The following is a 22,954-nucleotide window of genomic DNA, read 5'->3' as shown; positions in this document are numbered from 1 at the left end:
AAAATTGCATCTGGTGTCCGCCTCTATTGTGGCTAAGCTGAGCAAATGAATCCAATGACGCGCTTTAAACGGACGTTTGCAGAGCCACGGCTGCCTCGTGCAGCCGTGGCGTGCATGCTATTGCTGTCGACGCAGACCGTCAGCGCGGCCAAAGCTACTCTGGACTTCGCGGTCAACGAAGGCTGGACCATGCCGATGATGCATATCACCGACTTTCGGCCCGAATCCGGCATTCTGTTCGACATCATGCAAAGCGTTGCGCACCATGTCGGCCTTGAAGCCAGGTACCACGTGATGCCGCGCCTGCGCATCCAGTCGGCGCTTGAGCGTGGCGAAGTAGACATGCATTGCTACAGCTCACAGGCGTGGTATCCCGATCTGTCCGGGGATTACCTCTGGAGCCTGCCGATTCTCTATCAACGCGACTGGCTGGTCGCTTCAGCCGAAACAGCTGCGGGTCCTTACCCGGAGCAGTTCGACAATGAAACCGTCGGCACGGTACTTGGCTACAACTACCCTGCCCTGCAGCATCTTTTCGATAATCATCAACTGATACGTGAAGACGCGCGCACACAGAACCAGACGCTCGGCAAGCTGATGGCTGGACGCTACAACTACGCCGTGACCAACCAGTTGATCCTTGAATGGACCAATCGAAACCTGCCTGTCGGCAGAAGGCTGAAGCCCATATCGCTGGTCGCAGAGCAGCCTGCGGCCTGCCTGATACGCAACACCCCCGAGCTGCCGACAGGTAAAATCCTGCGCACACTGGTGCAAATGCGCCTGTCGGGCGAGATTCAGCAAATCATCGATCACTACACCGCGCCCCCGTAACCCTTCATCTGCGGTGTAGCAATAGCGTCATATTCCGTCGTTACGCTCGCCTGAAATCTTTGGTAATACATTAACCAGCGCGAGTATTTGGCGATGAGCGACAGACCAGACGACGAAGACACCAACAACAACCCCAGCCGCCGTCGTTTTCTGGGCGGGATGGCTGCCTTGGGCGCAGGCGTCACGCTGAGCAGCTACGTTTCGGCCCACGAGAAACCGCCCGCCGACAACGACAAGCATCATCATCTTGCCGGGCCGGCGCTGGACCGGGCCTTGCGCGAAAACGTGAAGACCATTGTGGTGATCTACGCCGAGAACCGCAGCTTCAATAACCTGTTCGGCGATTTTCCCGGGGTCCAGAAGCCACTCTCCTCGCTCAGACCTTCCGACTATGAACAGCGCGACCGCGACGGCACGCTATTGTCCAAACTGCCGCCCGCCTGGGGTGGTGTGTTGCAGGTCGGGCCGCAAACCGTTGACGGCGTGACCTACCCGGCAGGCGAGCAGTTTCAGAAAGACCTGCCCAACGCTCCCTTCCCGCTCAAGGGGCCAAACGGCGAAGATCTGCCGCTGAGTCTGGTCACTCGCGACCTGTGGCACGTTTTCTATCAGAATCAGATGCAGATCAACGACGGTCGCAATGATCGATTCGTCGCCTGGGCCGACGCTGGCGGGCTGACCATGGGCAACTACGCACAGACTCAGTACTCGCTGCGCCTGTGGGACGTTGCCTCGGAATTCGTGCTGTGCGACAACTTCTTTCAGGGTGCATTCGGCGGCTCGTTCCTCAACCACCAGTACCTGATTTCAGCCACCGCGCCGATTTACCCCAACGCTGCCGAGTCTCCGGCCAAATCCCAGATCGCAACCCTGCAGAGCTTCAACCCGCAAGACCCGCGCCTCAAGCCACTGGACAAGTCGCCTGCCAGCGCAATGGAGGGGCCACCGCAGTTTGGCCCCAGCGCCATTACCCCGGACAACTACGCCGTCAACACCATGGCCCCGCCCTACTGGCCAACCTGGCTGCGCGACCCGCAGAACCCTGATTACTCGAAACCGGATCTGCCCAACGTGCTGGTTCCGCAAAGCCACGAACACATCGGCGACAAACTGTCGAAAAGAAATGTCGACTGGGCCTGGTACGCTGGGGCCTGGCAAGTGACGCTGGACGAGTTCAAGGACTCCACGGGAATCCCGAAAATCCCTAACTTTCAATACCATCACCAGCCGTTCAACTACTTCAAGCAACAGGGTCCGCAAAACCATGAAGAACGCAAAAAACGTTTGCGTGACGGCGGCCTGGGTGACGAGTCGAGCACCAACCGCTTCCTCGCCGATGCCGAAGCCGGCAAGTTGCCCGCGGTAACCTTCTACAAGCCCCAGGGCAACCTGAACATGCACGCCGGTTATGCCGACGTGGCTGCGGGTGACCGGCACATAGACCGGGTGATCAAGGTGCTGCGCAAGAGCCCGCAATGGGACAACATGGTGATCGTCGTGACTGTGGACGAAAACGGCGGCTGGTGGGACCACGTCGCACCGCCCAAAGGCGACCGCTTCGGCCCCGGCACGCGTATTCCGGCGCTGGTCATTTCACCCTTCGCCCGCAAAGGCAAGGTGGACCACACGGTCTACGACACGGCCTCGATTTTGCGCCTGATTACCCGTGTTCACGGCTTGGAAAAGCTCGACGGGCTGAAGCGCCGCGACGACGCCATGATCGCGCGCGGCCAGGCTCCCATGGGCGACCTGACCAACGCATTGCACTTTCCTGCCTGATTCCGTCGCTGTATCGCTCAGGTACTCGCGTCGGCTGCCTCCAGTGCAGTCGGACGCGACGTCTTGACCGGTGGCAGGGACGCCACATACACCGTGCGGGACGGAAATGCGAAACGCACATCCAGTTCGGCGAAGGCTTCCATGATGTCCAGATTGATCGCCTGCTGCACATCCATATAAACGTTGTAGCTGGGGTCGAGAACGATAAAGACGATCTCGAACTCCAGTGACGTTTCGCCAAAACCACGGAAATGCGAGCGGTCGAAACGGGCGAGTTTCTGCGCGTTGATGATCGTTTCTACTTTCTTTGGCACTTCCCGTATCTGATCGACAGAGCAGTCATACGTGAGCCTGAATTCGAAGACAATGCGCCGTTCCTGCAAGCGTTTGTAGTTCTGAATGGTGTTGTTGATCATGTCGGCGTTGGCCATCACGATCTGCTCGCCGCCCAGGCTACGGATGCGTGTGGTCTTCAGACCCACATGTTCGACCGTACCGGACAGCGCGCCAACCACAATGAAATCGCCCACTTCAAAAGGCTTGTCCACTGCGATGGAAAGTGAGGCAAACACATCACCCAGAATGTTCTGCACCGCCAGCGCGACCGCAATACCGCCCACCCCGAGGCTGGCGACAAACGCGGTGATGTTGACCCCGACGTTCGACAACATCGCCATGACCACCGTGGCCCACAGCAACACCTTCGCGCCCACAGGCTCAAAGTTGCCAGCGCACTGCCCTGATAGGTGCTGCCAGCGTTGTGACGTACAAAGTAGCGCTGCAGCGCGAGCGCAATTGCCCGGTTCGCCCACAACCCGACCTGCAATGCAGCAACCACGAACCACAGACTGCTGACCCGCCCAAGCCAGCGCTCCGGCAGATCGAGCATGCCCACCCCGATCAGAATCGAAGCCAGCAGTAACAGTGTATTGCTGGTGCCCGACAGCACCTGCACCACGATGTAGCGCATATGCGTGCTGGGCGAATCAGGCCGCGAGCGCATCTTTCGGAGCACAAAACCGATAACCCCCCTGACCAGAATAAAACTCATGGTCGAGGCGAACACAGCGAGTATCCAATTGGCGAGCGAAATGCCCAGAAATTGCGAGTCTGTGAAAAATCTGATGATGTCCTGTTCCATCCGGCCCCCGGCTCCACTGCTACGAGACGCCTGACCGAAAAGCCCGTGACACCCGCAGCGACCTGAATTGCCCCTTGCCGTAAAACGGTTTCAAGCGACGCGTAAGGGGTTAGGGGGTGTGTAGGAGTGAGGGTTCAGTTGAATTGGCTATTGATCGATCACCTGAACGCACACCGAGTTTTCACTGTTCGTCGAAACTGATCGGACAGCATGGAACCTCTCCTCAATGAGTTGCCACTCACGGCCCGAGCGACGGGCTACCAAGCACCAAGCGTTCAAGCGGCCCAAAAGGCCAATTCGTGGTTAACACCACATTCAACCAGAGGAAAATATCCGTGACCTACGGCATTCGCGGCGGAGTTGGCACATCGGCTTACTACACCCAGCCCCAGCCTTTTGATGAGTTGAAGCTGAAGCCGGAACAGATTCAGGAAAAGACGGCAAAACTCATGGAGAAAGGTTATTTCACCGTTCCCATAGCAGAACCTACAAGACGTTTTTTGCATGAGCAAAGCAGTCTCAGTAACCCCGCCTGGAGACAGGAGCCCGTTGGAAAGGTTATTGATTTGAAAGCAACCGACTACGAACGATCAACAACAGCCGTAGCGAAGGAAATTGCAACCACTCTCACCGGGAAGCAACAACAATTGGGGCCTCATGAGTTCTAACTGCGAAGGGCCAAAAATCAGGGCGCAGACAAATGGCATCAGGATAAGGAGCCGAAAAAGGTCATCTGCATCGCCACTATCGAGGGGCGCGGCACCGAATACGTGAAGCGCGCAGAATCAGAAGGAATATTTGAAGCGGGGCATTTTGGGAAAATGACGCCTCTGGATGCCAGGGCTGTCGAGCAGAGAACCAGAGAAGCCAAGCAAGACCGCTTCTATTTCTTTGCGGGCAAAGGTATTTGCGAAGACAGCATTCCCAAACTGATACACCGCTCGCCCCATCAGAGTGGTCGCTCCATCTTCCTGGCACGATGGCAATAAGGCAGGCCACGCAGGATTAACCGCCGGATTGGAGACATCCGGCGGTTATCTCCGTGCCGGGCAAACTGTTTTTACAGACGCACGAAGTTCTCGCCAGCGCATGGCGCAGTCGAAACAGGAATAGGCTTTCATTTTTACGGGTAAGCCCCTTTCAGAAAAGGACCTTGAGCTTGAGATAGGTGGTGCCCCCACCAGCCACACCCCGGCACACAATGTTCCCGCTGTGGCTGCTTCCTTCCGGATCTGACCAGGTTCACGGGTAATCGTTGCGGGGGGACCGATGGGGTCACCATAACGACACTCACCAGTTGGCGAGCCGCGCCATTGTACCGGTCTGGCGTGAGTTTACAACCGTTGGTTCGGATAAAAATTTCGAGGGGGCTCAAGCACTTGTGTGCAGGGGCTAAAAGGCAAATACGTGCCGGTCATCAGCGTTACAAATCCTCGAAACGGCCCCGTTCGATCCTGTACCCTGCCCGCCTCAACCATAATCAGCCAGCAGGTTGCTCATGCAGACTCGATTGGTCGACTACCACGACCTCAGCGCCTCTCAACGCCAACAGCTCGGATACCTCGAGGTGACGCAGGAGCAGACACAGTTCTCCGGTGATATTTACACCGCGCTCAATACTCTGCTGGTCAACCCCAGCCCGAATGTTTGCGGCGTTGTGCTGCTGGGCGACGACAAGCCGGTGGGTTTTTTCCTGCTTAAGCGTGGCGACTGTCTGCCGCACTGGGCTCAGGAGGAGCTGGCTGCGACGCTGCATGCGTTGCAAATAGATCATCGCGAACAGGGCAAGGGGCTAGGCAAAGCGTGCTTGCAGGCGTTGCCTGCGGCGCTAAGCCTGAAGTGGCCAGACATCAAGCATTTGATGCTCTCGGTAGATGCAGATAATAGCGCTGCTATCGGGCTTTATTCAGGTCAGGGCTGGGTGGACACCGGAGAGGCTTACCGCGGAAGGATCGGTTTTGAGCGCAGGCTGGTGCTGAAGCTTTGATACGGCGTTTGAACACGCGCCTGACATCCAGCGATGTCAGGCGCTGTCTGGGTTACTGAGCCTGCAACACCTCGTCGGCCTTGCCGCCCGCATCCTGAATCACCAAGTGGATGAAATGCAGCTTGGCGATTACCGCAGGAGGCAGCACGAACGGATAGAAGTCCGGCTGACCCATACTGCGTGACAGCTCGTTGAGCATGCTGGCCAGTTCGATCCAGGCGTTGACGAACGACAGGAACGCCGGGCCGCCTGGGTGCTGTGGATCGTAGAGCACTTCCAGCGGGAATGGCTGGTAGTCCAGCTCCATGTCGCGCGCGCTCATGCCAAAACCCAAGGCAGTGTCGACCGCGTCCATCATGTGCAGGTAGTGAGCCCAGGTTTCGGCCCAGTCTTCCCACGGGTGCATGGTGGCGTAAGCACTGACAAAGCTTTCCTGCCAGTTGTCGGGCGCGCCGTTTTTATAATGGTGATCAAGCGCATCGGCGTAGCTGGCGCGCTCGTCGCCGAACAGATTGCGGCAACCGTCCTGCCAGTGGGTATTGGCGATCAGTCGATCCCAGTAATAATGGCCAACTTCATGGCGGAAATGGCCGAGCAAGGTGCGGTAGGGTTCGTGCATCTGCACGCGCATCGCTTCGCGGTGAGCGTCGTCGGCTTCCTCGATGTTAAGGGTAATCAGGCCATTGGCGTGGCCAGTGGTCGGCAGCTTGCCTTCCAGATCGACACCGACAAAGTCAAAGGCCAGGCCGGCTTCTTCATCGACGCTCTTGGGGATGACCTGCAGCCCCAGGGAAATCAGCTGCGCAACCAGACGACGCTTGGCGGTCTCGACCTTGCGCCAGCGCTCACCGTTTTCGGCGATGGACAGGTCGGGAATGGTGCGATTGAGGCTGCACGCAACGCAAAACTCACCGGCATTGTGCTCCGGAAACAGCCAGTTACAGGCTGCCGGGGTATCGAGGTTGGCGCAACGCCGATACAGACCAGCACCCGGCTCGTCGCTCAGGCGCCAGGTAGGCTCAGGGCCTGCTTCAAGCGTAGCCACGCGCCCCTGCTCTGGCAGGTAACCCAGCGCAGCCGAACAGGCCAGGCATTGGGAATTGGGGAAAAACACCGACTGGCCGCATGTGCACTGCCAGACCTTGCTGTTACGTTTGGATTCGCCGACAAATGGGGCGGTAATGCGTGAACTCAATTGCTCGAAAAAGCGATACATGGCGATCTCCCGTTGGCCTTGCATGGACTAGATCATGCCTAAGCTTCAGGGGTTCAAAATATTATCGAACGGTGGGGACGGATAGCGTCGACGGCGTTTGCGTGGGCGAAAACGGTGCGTCGCACGGTAGCTAAGATTATCGTTCCGCACGCTCCAGCGAGGGAATGCCGTGCGTGACGCTCTGCGTCACAGATCTACGCCGCACCATCACATTCAAGATCGGACGCAGAGCGTCCAGAACGGCATGCGACGCGGAGCGTCGCACGATAATCAAGTGGAGCGTCGGCCTGCCTCAGTCAACCGCCACGCCCAGTTCGGTCAGGCGTTTGAGCAGCGCATCTTCGTCCAGTACGGTCAGCCCCAGCTCGTTGGCCTTGGTCAGTTTCGAGCCTGCACCGGGGCCTGCAACCACGGTGTGGGTCTTGGCCGAGACCGAGCCGGAGACTTTGGCACCAAGGGTTTCGAGTTTTTCCTTGGCGACGTCGCGACTCATGCGTTCCAGCGACCCCGTCAGTACCCAGGTCTGTCCGGCCAGCGGCAAGCCTTCGACGGTTTTTTTCTCGCTGCGCCAGTGCATGCCGAAGTCTTTGAGCTGGGCTTCTATGGCGCGGGCACGCTCGGCATGTGCGCTTTCGTCGAAGAAATCACGGACTGATTTGGCCTGCTTCTCCGGCAGCGTCTGGCGCATGTCCAGCCAATCGGCGCTGATGATGGCCTCCAGCGTGCCGAATCTGTCAGCCAGTTTCTGTGCAGCGCCCGGCCCTACCGACGGGATATGTAATTTGTCGATCAGCCCTTCGAGCGTAGTGCTGGCCGCAAACTCGGCACCCAACTCGCCCTGGTCCTGCAATTTCAGTCCACATTCGCCCAACAGCGCATCAATGACGTTACGGTTGTGCTCGTCTTCGAAGAAGCTGTGAATTTCGTAGGCGACTTCCAGACCGACATCCGGCAGGTACGTCAGGACTTCCGGCAATGCCTGTTTGACGCGGTCCAGAGACGCCAGCGAACGCGCCAGCACCTTGGCCGTCTCTTCTCCCACATCAGGAATACCCAAGGCATAGATGAAGCGCGCCAGGGTCGGCTGTCGACTGTCGGCAATCGCCTTGAGCAGCTTGTTGCTGGAAATTTCGGCAAAGCCTTCCAGGTCGATGATCTGCTCGTATTTCAGCTTGTACAAGTCGGCAGGCGAGCCAATGAGTTTTTCATCGACCAGTTGCTCGATGGTCTTGTCGCCCAACCCTTCAATGTCCATCGCACGACGTGACACATAGTGGATGATCGCCTGTTTGAGTTGCGCACCGCAGGCCAGACGCCCGACACAGCGATACACCGCGCCCTCGGTGACGGTTTCCTTGCCTTTGCTGCGTTTGATCAGCTGCGTGCGCTCGACATGCGAGCCACACACCGGGCAGGTCTGTGGAACCTGCACCGCCCTGGCATTCTCGGGGCGGCGCTCGGCAACCACCTGCACTACCTGCGGAATCACGTCACCGGCACGCCGGATGATTACCGTGTCGCCAATCATCAGGCCGAGCCGCGCCACTTCGTCCATGTTGTGCAGCGTGGCGTTGGCGACCATGACACCCGCCACCTTGACTGGCTTGAGGCGCGCGACCGGCGTTACCGCACCGGTACGGCCTACCTGGAACTCGACATCCAGCAACTCGGTCAGCTCTTCCATGGCCGGGAATTTATGGGCGATCGCCCAGCGTGGCTCGCGGGCACGAAAGCCCAGTTCGCGCTGCGCAGCCAGGTTGTTGACCTTGAACACCACACCGTCGATCTCGTAGCTCAGCGTCAGGCGCCGCTCACCGATATCGCGGTAATAGTCCAGACACTCCTCGACGCCATTCGCCAGCTTCAGCTCGCGACTGACCGGCATCCCCCATTTTTTCAACGTTTCAAGCACGCCGATGTGAGTGTCGGCGATTTCCGCCGAAGTCTGCCCCAGGCCATAGCAGCAGAATTCCAGCGGACGATTGGCAGTGATTTTCGAGTCCAGTTGGCGCAGGCTGCCCGCCGCTGCATTGCGCGGGTTGGCGAAGGTTTTGCCGCCGATTTCCAGCTGGCTGGCGTTGAGCCGCTCGAAACCTGCCTTGGACATGAACACTTCGCCGCGCACTTCCAGCACATCCGGCCAGCCCTTGCCTTTCAGCTTGAGCGGGATGTTGCGCACGGTGCGTACATTGACGCTGATGTCCTCGCCGGTGGTCCCGTCCCCGCGCGTCGCACCGCGTACCAGCGCACCATCGCGATACAGCAGGCTGACTGCCAGACCGTCCAGCTTGGGCTCGCAGCTGTACTGCACCTTGCTGCCCGCACCAAACAGGTCCCCGGCAGGCAAATCCAGCCCTTCGGTTACCCGCCGGTCAAACTCGAGCATGTCGCTTTCTTCGAAAGCGTTACCCAGGCTGAGCATCGGCATTTCGTGTCGCACTTGGGTGAACGCCGACAAAGCGGCACTGCCAACCCGTTGCGTCGGCGAATCCGGCGTGACCAGATGCGGGTTTTCTGCCTCAAGGGCCTTGAGTTCGTGAAACAGGCGGTCGTACTCGACATCCGGGATGCCGGGCTCATCCAGAACGTGATAGCGGTAGTTGTGCTCATCCAGCTCTGCACGCAGTTCCAGGATTCGGGTTTCGACGGCCTTCATACGGTGTTCTCTCAAAAAGCAAAAGAGCAGCCGAGGCTGCTCAATCTGTTGGCTCTGTTCTGTTCAAGCCCAAGTCCCGAAAAGGCCTGCCGGAGCATGCTCCTGATCGGGACGTGGACAAGGATTCGCTTAACCGCGACGCTGGGTCAACGCACGGCGCTCGAATTCAACGATGCGCTGACGGTAATGCTCGATGGTTTGCGCGGTCATGACGCTGCGCTGATCATCCTTCAGTTCGCCATCCAGCTCGTGAGCCAGCTTGCGAGCGGCGGCAACCATGACGTCGAAGGCCTGCTTGGGATGACGCGGGCCTGGCAAACCAAGGAAGAAGCTCACTGCACGGGTGCTGAAATGGTCGATATCGTCCAGATCGAACACGCCGGGCTTGACCGCATTGGCCATCGAGAACAGCACTTCGCCGTTACCTGCCATGCTTTCGTGACGGTGGAAAATATCCATCTCGCCAAAACGCAGGCCGCTTTCCAGGATGTTCTGCAACAACGCAGGGCCCTTGAAGCCGCCTTCACTGCGCGAAATCACGCTGATGACCAGCACTTCCTCAACCGGAGGCAGGTCCTTGTCCTCAGTGATGCGCTGGGCAGGCTTGTCGTCCGGGAAGTCATCGTCACGCCCGGTGAACAGGCTCGGGCCGTCCAGATCCAGATTCAGGTCACCCTGCTGCGGTTCGTCCTTGCGCTTCTTGTCGCTGTTGCCACGCTTGTCACTGTTGCTGCGCTTGCCCTCACGCGGGCTGGCGCTCATCGACGGCAAATCATGCTCATCGAGCTGCGGCTCCTTGTGGGTGTCCAGCACACGGGGCGGCCCGAGCACTTCGGCCGACGTGGCTTCCTCCTCATCCGGAAGATTGGAGAAGCTTCGATCCAGCCTGAATTTCAACTTACCTTTGCTGCCGCGCATACGGCGCCAGCCATCGAAAAGAATACCGGCAATGACTATTATGCCGATGACGATCAGCCACTCGCGCAGACCGATTTCCATGTAATCCAGTGCCTCTAATGAAGAAATCTGAAAATAAGGGCCTAAACCCCTTTAATACGTGGTGCCAAGTCTATGTTCTGACTGGCAATTTGCCCACGCGAAAATAAAAAGTGGTCACTAAACTAGCACGACCAAAGGTAACTTTACACCGTCTGTTACGTCTCTTCGCCGCCCAAAGTGCCATCTATCACACAAACGTCAAATTTTCAGACCCTTACGCAGCGATTTCGCGACTGAATCAAGCCAGAACTCAAGCATCCACGAGCGCCATCGCCTGCTCTACATCCACCGCTACCAGCCGCGAACAGCCTGGTTCATGCATCGTCACCCCCATCAATTGGTCAGCCATTTCCATTGCAATCTTGTTGTGGGTGATGTAGATGAACTGAACAGTTTGTGACATTTCTTTCACTAACCGCGCATAGCGACCCACGTTGGCGTCATCCAGCGGCGCATCCACCTCATCAAGCATGCAAAACGGCGCAGGATTGAGTTTGAAAATGGCAAAAACCAGCGCCAGTGCAGTCAAGGCTTTTTCCCCACCCGACAGCAGATGAATGGTGCTGTTCTTCTTGCCGGGAGGGCGCGCCATGATTGTCACCCCTGTATCGAGTAAATCTTCGCCCGTCAGTTCCAAATAAGCGGAGCCACCACCGAAAACTTTTGGGAAAAGTGCCTGAATTCCGCTATTTATCTGATCGAAGGTATCTTTGAAGCGGTTTCGGGTTTCTTTATCGATCTTGCGGATGACGTTTTCCAGCGTGTCGAGTGCTTCCACCAGATCAGCATCCTGCGCATCCAGATAACGCTTGCGTTCGGATTGCTGCTGGTACTCGTCAATGGCGGCAAGGTTGATCGCCCCCAGACGCTGAATACGCCCGGCGATGCTCTCCAGTTGCTGCTCGGCCGCCTGCTCGCTGGCATCAGGGGTCAACGTGGCGAGCACGCCGTGCAGGTCGTAGCCGTCCTCGTGCAATTGGTCCTGCAACGCCGTGCGGCGCACCGTCAGCGACTGCCATTCCAGACGTTGCTGCTCAAGCTGACCGCGCAGCAGTTGCGACTGCTGTTCGGCCTGGGTCCGGCGCTTTTCAGCTTCACGCAATTCGCGGTCAGCGTCTTCGAGGGCGTTCTTGGCGATGCGCATTTCATCATCGACCACCATGCGCCGCTCCAGCAGCTCTTCAAGCTTGAGGCGCAGCTCTTCAAGCGGTGCCTCGCCCTCCTCCAGATTCAGACTCAGTTGCTCGCGCTTTTCGGTCAGCCTCTCGGACTGCATACGCAGGCGCTCCAGCGCCTGACGCGTCGAATCGTACTGCGCCTTGAGCGAGCCCAGACGCACCGCCAGTTGATGACTGTGATCCTTGTGCTGCCGCGCATCCTGACGAATCCTATCCAGACGCTCACGCAGCGCATCACGCTGCGCCTGAAGCACTTCGCGCTGTTCGGTATCCTGCGCCATGCTGTCCAGTGCATCCTGCAATTGCAGGCGCGATTCGCCGAGGTGCTCGTGCTCGACAGCGCGTTGCTCGCCCAGCTCGGCCAGCTCTTCGTCCAGACGAGTACGACGCAGGGTCAACTGCTCGACCTTCACCCTGACCGCCGACAGTTGCGCCTTCAACTCGCTTTGCTGACGGGTTTCGTCCTGCACGCGGCGGCGCAGTTGCTCGCGGGCTTCTTCCTGCTGCGATTGTTGCTCGCGCAGCACCAGCAATTGCTCTTCAAGCGTAGCCAGCGTCGCTTCGCGCTCATCACGCTCCAGGCCCAGCATTTGTAATTCCTGCCCCCGCGCCAGCACGCCACTCTGCGCCTCGCTGGCACGTCGCACACGTAAAAAGTGCCGACCGAGCCAATAGCCGTCACGGCTGATCAGGCTTTGTCCGGCGCTGAGTTGCGCACGTCGCGCCAGCGCTTCGTCCAGATCCTCGACCGGAATCACCTGGCCCAGCCAGGCGGACAGATCAACCGTACTGTCCACTTTCTCCAGCAGGCTGCCAGGCACCCGCACTGTATCGGCACCTGCGCTGAGCAAGCGCAGATCGCCCTGCTGGAAGTTCGCCAGATCAAGCGCGTCGAAGTCATCCACCAGCACAGCCTGCAAATCCGCGCTGAGCACGGTCTCCACGGCCAGCTCCCAGCCCGCTTCGACACTCAGCCCCTCGGCCAGACGCGGGCGTTCGGCCAATTGCTGATCGCGCAGCCATTCGGCGGTGCCGGTGTCCGGGTCAAGCGCCGCCTGTTGCAGCGCTTCCAGGGAAGCCAAACGCCCGTTGAGACGTTGCAGCTCGCCCTGCGCCTGCTGTTGCGCCTGGCTGGCCTGCTGCAGAGCTTCACGCAATTGCTCAAGACGCTCGACCGCCTGCTCTTCGCCTGCGTGCAGCTCTTCAAGGGTCATATCACGGGTGGCGAGGTCTTCGCTCAGTTCCAGAATGGCCGCATCTTCAGGATCGGCGGCCAGCAACTGACGCTCTTCGGCCAGACGCCGCTGGCGTTCGGCCAGGCGTTCGATGCTTTGTTCAAGTTGCTGAATGCGCGACTGCTGGACCTGCGCCTGGCGCTGTGGCTCGGCGGATTGCTGATTGAAGACGTCCCACTTCTCCTGCCAGCCCTGCATGGCCGCTTCGGCGTCTTCCAGGGCAATGGCCGACTCTTCGGCGGCCGCGCTGGTCATTTCCTGCTCGGGCTCAAGCATCTCCAGCTCTTCGCCCAGGGTGGCAAGCAAGGTGGTGTCGTGGCCGAGATGGGATTCGGTTTCCTGGCGGGCGCGCTCTGCTTCGCGCAGGTCGTCCTGCAATTGACGCAGCCGCTGCTGACCGTGCTGGATGCTCTGCTCGACGCGGGCGATGTCGCCACCGACCGAATAAAAACGGCCCTGCACCAGGTTGAAGCGTTCGGACAGATCATGATGGCCGTCGCGCAGCCTTTCGATGCTGGCATCGGCGCTGCGCTGATCAGCCACCAGCGCTTCAAAACCGATCTCCTGATTGCCGATCACAGCCTCGCGCTGCCCCACCAGATCATTCAGCGCCTGCCAGCGCAGGGCCGACAGTTGCGCCTTCAACTGGCGTTCTTCGGCCTTGTATTCCTGATACTTCTCGGCGGCCTGGGCCTGCCGGTGCAGACGCTCCAACTGACGCTCGAGTTCTTCCCGAAGGTCAGTCAGGCGCGCCAGGTTCTCGTGGGTGCGGCGAATACGGTTTTCGGTTTCCCGACGTCGTTCCTTGTATTTGGAGATCCCGGCGGCTTCTTCGATAAAGTTGCGCAGGTCTTCAGGCTTGGCTTCGATCAGCTTGGAGATCATGCCCTGCTCGATGATCGAATAGCTGCGCGGCCCCAGGCCGGTGCCAAGGAAGATGTCGGTAATGTCGCGACGGCGGCATTTGGTGCCGTTTAGGTAGTAGCTGTTCTGGCTGTCGCGCGTCACTTTGCGGCGAATGGAGATTTCCGCATACGCCGCGTACTCGCCAACCAGCGTGCCGTCGGAGTTATCGAACACCAGCTCGATGCTGGCCTGGCTGACCGGTTTACGGCTGGTTGAGCCGTTGAAGATGACGTCGGTCATCGACTCGCCGCGCAGGTTCTTGGCCGAGCTTTCGCCCATGACCCAGCGCACGGCGTCGATGATGTTGGATTTGCCACAGCCATTGGGGCCGACAACGGCCGCCATGTTACTGGGGAAGTTCACCGTGGTGGGATCGACGAACGACTTGAACCCTGCCAGCTTGATGCACTTCAGGCGCATGGCGTCAGTCCGCTGCCAGGGCGGCCAGCACCAGCTGGCAGCTGCGCTGACAGTAGGCGATCAGCACAGCACGAATTTTCGGCAGATCCCGCGCGATCACCGCGCCAAGCAACTCGTCGAACAGCGCCAGGTAGTCGCCCATATCGGCCTTGCGTTGCTCGAGCGCGAGGAAATAGCTGCGGCTCATGGACGGCTGCAGGTTCTCGACCGTTTCTTCGAGGTACGGGTTGCTGGCGAACGGATAGGCCGCGCGCATGACATTGAAGCTCTCTTCGACAAATGCCTTGACGTCCTGCTGCTCGAAGCTGACCTGCAGACGCTGCTGTATCTGCACGAACGGCGCAAGATCATCCTCGGTGCGCCAGCGCTCGACCACTGCATTGGCCAGCAGAATGTACAACTCGCTCATCAGGCCACACAGGCTGGTCACGTTATGCGCGTTGAGCACCGTGACCTGTGCCCCCCGACGCGGCAGGATCACCACCAGGTGGCGGCGCTCCAGAATCAATAATGCTTCGCGCACAGAACCACGGCTGACGTTCAACGCCTGCGTGACTTTCTGTTCCTGAATACGCTCTCCAGGCTTGAGCTCACCGCGAATGATCCGCTCGGCAAGATGATGAGCAATTTGCTCAGCGAGGCTGTCCGGGGCCTTGAACGTCATGACTATCCTTCAAAAAAACCAGTTCTGCACGCAAGCCGCGAAGTGTAGCGCAACCGGTACGGATGGCGCAGGGCCATAGACGCGGAAACTGGCACGAAATACGCAAAACCTTGAATACACCCGGCAGGCGATTCAAGAACCAGAGGTTGTTTGATCGGCAGATCGCCGAAAAACTCAATTTCCTGACTCCTAAGTCAGAAACAAATTGACCCAATAAGCAGAGCTGATAGATTCATCGACATGTCTGATGACAATAAATATGAGGGCTTTGCGCCGTGATTCAGTTCCTTTTGAACCAAGAGCTAAAAACCGAGCGCAGCCTGAATCCGAACATGACCGTGCTGACCTACCTGCGTGAGCAGGCACACAAGCCCGGTACCAAGGAAGGTTGTGCCAGCGGAGACTGCGGTGCCTGCACCGTCGTGGTTGGCGAGTTGCACAGTGACGCCGATGGCAAGCAAACGTTGCGTTATCGCAGCCTCAATTCGTGCCTGACGTTCATGGCGTCGCTGCACGGCAAGCAATTGATCAGCGTCGAAGACCTCAAGCACCAGGGTCAGTTGCACAGCGTGCAACAGGCCATGGTCGAGTGTCACGGCTCGCAATGCGGCTTCTGTACCCCAGGCTTTGTGATGTCGCTGTTTGCCCTGCAAAAGAACAGCACCGACGCCAACGCGCATCAGGCTCACGAAGCGTTGGCAGGCAATTTGTGCCGCTGCACCGGTTATCGCCCTATTCTGGCCGCCGCCGAGCAGTCTTGCAGCCAGCGCCAGCCGGATCAGTTCGATCAGCGCCAGGCTGAGACGGTCGAGCGCCTGCGGGCAATCACCCCAGCCCAGACCGAAGCACTGAGCGACGGCGAAAAAAACTGCTTCATTCCGCTGACCGTGGCAGACCTGGCCGACCTTTATGGCAGCCATCCGCAGGCCCGTCTGCTGGCGGGCGGCACTGATCTGGCGCTGGAAGTCACCCAATTTCACAAACAGTTGCCGGTGATGATTTACGTCGGACACATCGACGGGATGAAGGGCGTGAAGCGTTTCAACGACCGTCTGGAGATCGGCGCGGCCACTCCGCTGACCGATTGTTATGCAGCACTAAAGGCCGAATACCCGGACTTTGGCGAGTTACTACAACGCTTCGCCTCGTTGCAGATCCGCAATCAGGGCACGCTGGGTGGCAATATCGGCAATGCCTCGCCGATTGGCGACTCCCCGCCCCTGCTGATCGCCCTTGGCGCGCAGATCGTGCTGCGCAAAGGCAACAGCCAACGCACGCTGGCGCTGGAGGATTACTTCATCGACTACAAGGTCACGGCTCGTCAGGAGAGTGAGTTCATCGAAAAGATCATCGTGCCGACCGCCAATCCACTGCAGACCTTTCGTGCCTATAAAGTTTCAAAACGCCTGGATGACGACATTTCGGCGGTCTGTGCGGCATTCCGCCTGACCATAGAAGACGGCGTGATCCGCGAGGCACGTGTGGCGTATGGCGGCATGGCAGCTATTCCGAAGCGCGCAGCGGCCTGCGAGCGAGCCCTGGTCGGTCAGCTCTGGAGCAATGAAACCGTTGAGCAGGCCTGCGCCGCACTGAGCGAAGATTTCACACCGCTTTCGGACTTCCGTGCCAGCAAGGAATATCGCCTGTTGAGCGCGCAGAACCTGCTGCGCAAGTATTTCATCGAAGTGCAGACGCCTGCCGTCGCAACGCGGGTGACTGACTATGTCTGAGCATTCTCCATCCATTACCCAGGCCGAAATGCTCGCCGTGTTTCAGCAGGGCTTGAGCACTGGCGTCGGTCGCAGCGTCAAGCATGACAGCGCCGACAAACATGTGTCCGGCGAAGCGGTGTATATCGATGATCGCCTGGAGTTTCCCAATCAGTTGCATGTGTATGCACGTCTTTCCGACCGTGCCCACGCGCGAATCATCAGCATCGACACCTCGCCCTGCTACGCCTTCGACGGCGTACGCATTGCGATTACTCATCAGGATATTCCGGGGCTGAAGGACATCGGGCCGTTGCTGCCCGGCGATCCGTTGCTGGCCATCGACACGGTGGAGTTTGTCGGTCAACCGGTGCTTGCCGTTGCTGCTCGCGATCTGGACATTGCCCGGCAGGCGGCAATGGCGGCGATTATCGAATATGAGGACCTGGAGCCGGTGCTGGATGTGGTTCAGGCGCTGCGTCAGAAACACTTTGTGCTCGACAGCCACACGCACAAACGTGGCGACTCGGCCGCAGCGCTGGCAGGCGCAACCCACCGTTTGCAGGGCAACCTGCACATCGGCGGTCAGGAACATTTTTACCTGGAAACCCAGATATCCTCGGTGATGCCGACCGAAGACGGCGGCATGATCGTCTATTGCTCGACCCAAAACCCCACGGAAATCCAGAAGCTGGTGGCCGAGGTACTGGGCGTGCCGATGAACCGCATCGTGGTCGACATGCGGCGCATGGGCGGTGGCTTTGGCGGCAAGGAAACCCAGGCGGCGAGCCCGGCCTGCCTGTGCGCCGTGATTGCAAGGCTGACCGGCCAGCCCACCAAGATGCGCCTGCAACGCTTTGAAGACATGCAGATGACCGGCAAGCGCCACCCGTTCTACATCGAGTACGACGTGGGCTTCGACGACGAGGGTCGTTTGCAGGGTATAGAGCTGGATCTGGCAGGCAACTGCGGCTACTCGCCGGACCTGTCCGCGTCGATTGTCGACCGCGCCATGTTTCACGCCGACAACGCCTACTATCTGGGCGAAGCCACGGTCAACGGCCACCGCTGCAAGACTCACACCGCGTCCAACACGGCCTACCGTGGCTTTGGCGGCCCGCAAGGTATCGTCGCCATCGAAGAGGTCATGGACTGCATCGCACGTTTCCTCGGCAAGGACCCTCTGGCGGTGCGCAAGGCCAACTATTACGGCAAGACCGAGCGTAACGTCACGCACTATTACCAGACGGTCGAACACAACCTGCTGGAAGAGATGACCGCCGACCTCGAACAGAGCAGCCAGTATGCCGAGCGCCGCGAAGCCATTCGCACGTTCAATGCCGGAAGCCCGATCCTGAAAAAAGGCCTGGCGCTGACGCCGGTCAAATTCGGCATTTCCTTTACCGCCAGCTTCCTCAATCAGGCAGGCGCGCTGATTCACATCTACACCGACGGCAGCATCCACCTGAACCATGGCGGCACCGAAATGGGCCAGGGTTTGAACACCAAAGTCGCGCAGGTCGTGGCTGAAGTGTTTCAGGTGGACATTGACCGTATTCTGATCACCGCCACCAACACCGACAAGGTGCCGAACACCTCGCCCACCGCCGCCTCAAGCGGCACCGACCTGAACGGCAAGGCCGCGCAGAATGCCGCTGAAACCCTCAAACAGCGGCTGGTGGAGTTCGCAGCCCGGCACTATCAGGTGGCAGAAACAGAAGTCGAGTTTCGCAACGGCCATGTGCGGATCGGCGATATTTTCCTGCCCCTCGCCGAGCTGGCGCAGTTGGCATGGATGGGCCAGGTTTCGTTGTCCAGCACCGGCTATTACAAGACGCCGAAGATTTTCTATGACCGCAGCCAGGCGCGTGGCCGACCGTTCTATTACTACGCGTTTGGTGCGGCATGCGTCGAGGTCATCGTCGACACGCTGACAGGCGAGTACAAAATGTTGCGCACCGACATTCTGCACGACGTCGGCGCCTCGCTGAACCCGGCCATCGATATCGGCCAGGTCGAAGGCGGCTACATTCAAGGCGCAGGCTGGCTGACCACCGAGGAACTGGTGTGGAACGACAAGGGCAAGCTGATGACCAGCGGCCCGGCGTCCTACAAGGTCCCTGCGGTGGCGGACATGCCGCTTGATCTGCGCATCAAACTGGTGGAGAACCGCAAGAACCCGGAAGACACCGTATTCCACTCCAAGGCAGTGGGCGAGCCACCGTTCATGCTCGGCATCGCGGCCTGGTGCGCAATCAAGGACGCCGTGGCGAGTCTGGGCGACTACCGCCATCAACCAAACATCGCCGCCCCGGCGACGCCGGAAAAAGTGTTGTGGGGCTGTGAGCAGATGCGCCAGAAAAGCACTGCGCGTCGCGCATCCGGCGAAGGTGCCGAGCCGACTGTTTCCGCCCCTTCGCGGGTAAGTGAAGCTTCGCCAGGCTCGCCTTCACCTATTCAGGATGCCCCCGTGGAAGCGAGCTTGCTCGAGAAGGCGCCTGGCCTGGATCACTCTGTCCTGGAGCAGAAATGAACAACTGGATCAGCGCCCTGGCCGAGCTACAGGCCCGTGGAGAACCCGGCATTCTGGTGACCATCATCGAGGAGCTGGGCTCGACGCCACGCAACGCCGGCTCGAAGATGGTGGTCTGTGCCGAGCATATCCACGACTCCATCGGCGGCGGGCACCTGGAATACAAGGCCATGCAAATCGCCCGCGAGATGCTGGCCAGCGGCACCCGGCAGACGCGTCTGGAACGTTTCAACCTCGGCGCAAGCCTCGGTCAGTGCTGTGGCGGCGTCAATGTGCTGCTGTTCGAACCAATGGGCGAACCGGTCGCACAAATCGCCGTGTTTGGTGCCGGTCATGTTGGCCGTGCGCTGGTGCCACTGCTGGCCAGCCTGCCCTGCCGGGTGCGCTGGATCGACGCACGTGAGAACGAATTCCCCGAGCCGATGCCCGAGGGCGTGTTGAAGATCGTCAGTGAAGAGCCGGTCGACGAGGTCGCGCAGTTGCCTGTCGGCACTTACTGCATTGTCATGACCCACAACCATCAACTGGACCTTGAGCTGACTGCTGCAATCCTCAAGCGCGGCGACTTTGCTTACTTCGGGCTGATCGGCTCGAAAACCAAGCGCGTCAAGTTCGAACATCGCTTGCGGGAACGCGGTTTCGACGCCAGCCTGCTGCAACGCATGCGTTGCCCGATGGGCCTGGCGGAAGTCAAAGGCAAGCTGCCCATCGAGATCGCGGTGTCCATCGCCGCCGAAATAATCGCCACCTACAATGCAAGCTTTGGCCAGCACAGTGCCAATGCCGAACCAATCGCCAGACTGCTGCCCGCATCACGCCGCAGCCAGTCGCAATGAGTCACAACGAGAGTGCCATGAGTTCAGTTTCCCGCCGTAAAGCCTACCGCGCCGCCATCCTTCACAGCATTGCCGACCCCGCGGAGGTGGCAGTAGAGGCGTCTTATGAGTATTTTGCCGATGGCCTGTTGCAGGTCGAAAACGGCAAAATCATTTCAGTGGGCCCTGCTGCCGATTTGCTCGATAGCCTCGACAGCGATGTCGAGCTGATCGAATACCCGGACGCACTGATCACACCGGGTTTCATCGACACTCATATCCACTTGCCGCAAACCGGCATGATCGGCGCGTACGGCGAGCAACTGCTCGACTGGCTCAACACCTACACTTTCCCCTGCGAAAGCCAGTTCGCCGACCCCGAGCATTCAGCGCAAGTGGCGGACATCTTTATCAAGGAACTGCTGCGCAACGGTACGACCACAGCGCTGGTGTTCGGCAGCGTGCATAAAGAATCGGTAGAGGCGTTTTTCAATGCGGCTCAGGCACTCGATCTGCGCATGATCGCCGGCAAGGTGATGATGGACCGCAATGCGCCGGATTATCTGGTTGATACGCCAGAATCCGGGTATGCCGACAGCAAGGCGCTGATCGAACGCTGGCACGGTAAAAGGCGTTTGAGCTACGCAGTGACCCCGCGATTCGCGCCGACCAGCAGCCCGGAGCAATTGAGCCTGGCTGGGCAGTTGCTTACTGAGCATACCGGCCTGTACATGCAGACCCACATCAGCGAAAACCTTCAGGAGATCGAGTGGGTCAAGGCGCTGTTCCCCGAGCGCAAGCATTACCTGGATGTATACGATCACTTCAACCTGCTCGGCGAGCGCTCGGTGTTCGCCCATGGCGTGCACTTGTGTGACGAACAGTGCGCACGACTGGCGCAGACCGGTTCGGCGATTGCCTTCTGCCCGACCTCCAACCTGTTTCTGGGCAGCGGCCTGTTCAACCTGCCGATGGCCGAAAAGCACAAGGTGAATGTAGGCCTGGGCACCGACGTGGGCGGCGGCACCAGTTTTTCGATTCTGCAAACCCTGAACGAAGCTTACAAGGTCATGCAAATGCAGGGCGCACGGCTCAATCCGTTCAAGTCGCTCTATCTGGCGACATTGGGCGGCGCACGCGCATTGCGACTGGAAGACAAGGTCGGCAGCCTGAAACCCGGTAACGAAGCCGACTTTCTGGTGCTGGACTACAACGCCACCCCGCTGCTGTCATACCGGTTGAAACAGACTAAAGACATCGAAGAGATTCTGTTTGTGCTGATGACGATTGGTGATGACCGGACAGTGAAGCAGACTTGGTCGGGCGGGCGCTTGGTGCATGACAGAGGCTAAATCGTCCCTCATGCTCACGCAGGCTCTGCGTCGTCAAGAGGACGCGGAGCGTCGCACGATGGTCAAAGCTTCAGCACGAAGTTGAGATTATCGTTCCCACGCTCCGCGTGGGAATGCAGGTCTCGACGCTCTGCGTCGCACGATAATTGTTCATCCACACAGCCTCAACGCCCGGTCTTTTTCCGACCCATGACGTGCGAGAACACCGCATGCAAATCGTCCGAGGCACTGTCCTGGTCGAGGTTGAGCTTGCCGTCGATGTGGTCCATGTGATGCATCATCAACTCGACGGCGAGCGGCGCATCGCGCGCTTCGATAGCGTCGATCAGCTGAGTGTGTTCGTCATAGGAACAATGTGTGCGGTTGCCGGTTTCGTACTGGGCAATGATCAATGAAGTCTGCGATACCAGGCTGCGCTGGAAGCTGATCAGCGGCGCGTTTCTGGCGGCTACGGCCAGTTGCAGATGGAATTCGCCGGAGAGACGGATGCCTGCACCTCGATCACCACGGGCAAAGCTGTCGCGCTCGTCGCTGACCATCTGACGCAGTTCGGCCAGTTGCTCGGCAGTGGCGTGCGCGACTGCCAGTTCAGTGATTGCCTTCTCGACCATGCGCCGGGCAAAAAATACCTGGCGCGCCTCTTCGACGCTGGGGCTGGCGACCACCGCGCCACGATTAGGGCGCAACAGCACCACACCTTCATGCCCCAATCGCGATAGAGCGCGACGAATGATGGTGCGGCTGACACCAAAGATCTCGCCCAGCGCCTCTTCACTCAATTTGGTGCCCGGCGCCAGCCGCTGCTCCAGAATGGCATCGAAAATATGCTCGTAAACGACATCGTCCTGAGTAACGCTGCGGCTGGCGCTGGTCGTGCCGCGCGGCTGTTTCTTGAGAGGCAGGGACTGGTCGTTCATGGGCACTCGTGCGCAGATGGATTACGGCGTTGGGACTGGCGCATTGTACACAGGGCAAAACCGGAAACGCGCGCAAAAAAAGGCCCGCAGTGTGGGGCGGGCAAGAGGCACTCAGCTGCCCCGATACGTCGAGTAGCTGTACGGCGAGATTAACAGCGGTACATGAAAGTGTTCCTGACCTGCATCAATGCCAAAGCGCAGCACCACTTCATCAAGAAAGGCCGGTTCATTCAATACCACGCCTCGCGCACGGTAATAATCGCCAGCCTGAAAGTGCAGTTGATAAACCCCGGACTGATAAGTGTCTCCCTGCAACAGGGGCGCATCGCAACGTCCGTCGCTGTTGGTGACAGCGCTGACAACGTGCAGAAGCTGCTGGCCTTCGACCCGATACAATTCAATGCGGATGGCACTGCCTGGGCAACCGTGGGCAGCGTCCAGCACGTGTGTGGTCAATTTCCCCAAAACTTCACTCCTCACATCCGGCGATGGTGAAACAGTGCACCAATGAAGTGCTCTGCATGGTGCGATTGCGACCGATTAAGACACTTTCGCAAAAACCTGTACACAATAAAATCTTCAGTGGATTGCAGCTGACGCCTATGCTGCTCGC

At 59.1% G+C, this 22,954-nt stretch carries 14 protein-coding genes, 1 other RNA gene and 2 pseudogenes; 8 read left to right on the top strand and 9 right to left on the bottom strand.

What is annotated here, in order from left to right:
• Positions 1-54 precede the first annotated feature (54 nt).
• Together AC4ANE_RS10125 and AC4ANE_RS10120 are read left to right on the top strand one after the other, a co-directional pair.
• Positions 55-834 carry a substrate-binding periplasmic protein gene (locus tag AC4ANE_RS10125; RefSeq protein WP_044343796.1) on the top strand — a complete coding sequence of 260 codons (780 nt, stop codon included), beginning with the start codon at positions 55-57 and terminating at the stop codon, positions 832-834.
• Between the two features lie 93 nt (positions 835-927).
• Positions 928-2,613: an acid phosphatase gene (locus tag AC4ANE_RS10120; protein ID WP_002552815.1), complete on the top strand. Its 1,686-nt coding sequence runs from the start codon at positions 928-930 to the stop codon at positions 2,611-2,613.
• Positions 2,614-2,630: 17 nt separating this feature from the next.
• Here the strand turns inward: AC4ANE_RS10120 and AC4ANE_RS10115 are convergent.
• Positions 2,631-3,754, bottom strand: a pseudogene (locus AC4ANE_RS10115) (mechanosensitive ion channel family protein).
• Positions 3,755-4,089: 335 nt separating this feature from the next.
• Between AC4ANE_RS10115 and AC4ANE_RS10110 the strand changes: the two are divergent.
• A pseudogene (locus AC4ANE_RS10110) lies at positions 4,090-4,743 on the top strand (DUF1826 domain-containing protein).
• A gap of 186 nt (positions 4,744-4,929) precedes the next feature.
• On the opposite strand, the gene ffs reads toward AC4ANE_RS10110, so the two are convergent.
• Positions 4,930-5,026: signal recognition particle sRNA small type (ffs, locus tag AC4ANE_RS10105), an RNA gene on the bottom strand.
• Positions 5,027-5,252: 226 nt separating this feature from the next.
• Here ffs and AC4ANE_RS10100 point away from each other — a divergent pair.
• A complete protein-coding gene (locus AC4ANE_RS10100; protein WP_002552813.1) occupies positions 5,253-5,741 on the top strand; it encodes a GNAT family N-acetyltransferase in 489 nt (162 codons plus the stop codon).
• A 52-nt stretch (positions 5,742-5,793) separates the two neighbouring features.
• On the opposite strand, the gene AC4ANE_RS10095 is transcribed toward AC4ANE_RS10100, so the two are convergent.
• From AC4ANE_RS10095 to AC4ANE_RS10075, 5 genes are all read right to left on the bottom strand, one after another.
• Positions 5,794-6,957: a zinc-binding metallopeptidase family protein gene (locus AC4ANE_RS10095; RefSeq protein WP_005731470.1), complete on the bottom strand. Its 1,164-nt coding sequence runs from the start codon at positions 6,955-6,957 to the stop codon at positions 5,794-5,796.
• A gap of 292 nt (positions 6,958-7,249) precedes the next feature.
• A complete protein-coding gene (gene ligA, locus AC4ANE_RS10090; protein WP_031594825.1) occupies positions 7,250-9,613 on the bottom strand; it encodes an NAD-dependent DNA ligase LigA in 2,364 nt (787 codons plus the stop codon).
• 129 nt (positions 9,614-9,742) lie between these two features.
• Entirely contained in the window at positions 9,743-10,612 is an 870-nt protein-coding gene (gene zipA / locus AC4ANE_RS10085; protein WP_002552810.1) for a cell division protein ZipA, read from the bottom strand.
• A gap of 250 nt (positions 10,613-10,862) precedes the next feature.
• Complete coding sequence (gene smc, locus AC4ANE_RS10080) at positions 10,863-14,351, bottom strand: chromosome segregation protein SMC (protein ID WP_460408872.1); 3,489 nt, start codon at positions 14,349-14,351, stop codon at positions 10,863-10,865.
• A gap of 4 nt (positions 14,352-14,355) precedes the next feature.
• Positions 14,356-15,015, bottom strand: coding sequence for a GntR family transcriptional regulator (locus AC4ANE_RS10075; RefSeq protein WP_002552808.1), 660 nt, complete (start codon positions 15,013-15,015; stop codon positions 14,356-14,358).
• Between the two features lie 275 nt (positions 15,016-15,290).
• Between AC4ANE_RS10075 and xdhA the strand changes: the two genes are divergently transcribed.
• From xdhA to guaD, 4 genes are read left to right on the top strand one after another with little or no spacing between them, the layout of a single operon-like run.
• Positions 15,291-16,745 (top strand): xanthine dehydrogenase small subunit, encoded by a 1,455-nt coding sequence (gene xdhA / locus AC4ANE_RS10070; RefSeq protein ID WP_002552807.1) that lies wholly within the window; start codon positions 15,291-15,293, stop codon positions 16,743-16,745.
• Positions 16,738-19,257: a xanthine dehydrogenase molybdopterin binding subunit gene (xdhB, locus tag AC4ANE_RS10065; protein ID WP_002552806.1), complete on the top strand. Its 2,520-nt coding sequence runs from the start codon at positions 16,738-16,740 to the stop codon at positions 19,255-19,257. Before xdhA ends, xdhB begins: the two co-directional genes overlap by 8 nt.
• Positions 19,254-20,093 carry a xanthine dehydrogenase accessory protein XdhC gene (xdhC, locus tag AC4ANE_RS10060; RefSeq protein ID WP_002552805.1) on the top strand — a complete coding sequence of 280 codons (840 nt, stop codon included), beginning with the start codon at positions 19,254-19,256 and terminating at the stop codon, positions 20,091-20,093. Before xdhB ends, xdhC begins: the two co-directional genes overlap by 4 nt.
• Positions 20,094-20,110: 17 nt before the next feature.
• The gene (gene guaD, locus AC4ANE_RS10055) at positions 20,111-21,424 is read left to right on the top strand and encodes a guanine deaminase (protein WP_002552804.1); all 1,314 of its coding nucleotides are present in this window, start codon (positions 20,111-20,113) and stop codon (positions 21,422-21,424) included.
• A 164-nt stretch (positions 21,425-21,588) separates the two neighbouring features.
• On the opposite strand, the gene AC4ANE_RS10050 is transcribed toward guaD, so the two are convergent.
• Both AC4ANE_RS10050 and uraH read right to left on the bottom strand, forming a co-directional pair.
• The gene (locus AC4ANE_RS10050; RefSeq protein ID WP_002552803.1) at positions 21,589-22,341 is read right to left on the bottom strand and encodes a GntR family transcriptional regulator; all 753 of its coding nucleotides are present in this window, start codon (positions 22,339-22,341) and stop codon (positions 21,589-21,591) included.
• 111 nt (positions 22,342-22,452) lie between these two features.
• Complete coding sequence (gene uraH, locus AC4ANE_RS10045) at positions 22,453-22,806, bottom strand: hydroxyisourate hydrolase (RefSeq protein ID WP_002552802.1); 354 nt, start codon at positions 22,804-22,806, stop codon at positions 22,453-22,455.
• Positions 22,807-22,954 lie beyond the last annotated feature (148 nt).

It is taken from the genome of Pseudomonas sp. Pme6b (assembly GCF_058129925.1).
The sequence above is the reverse complement of the archived record's forward strand: the minus strand, read 5'-3'. Positions and strand labels throughout refer to the sequence as shown.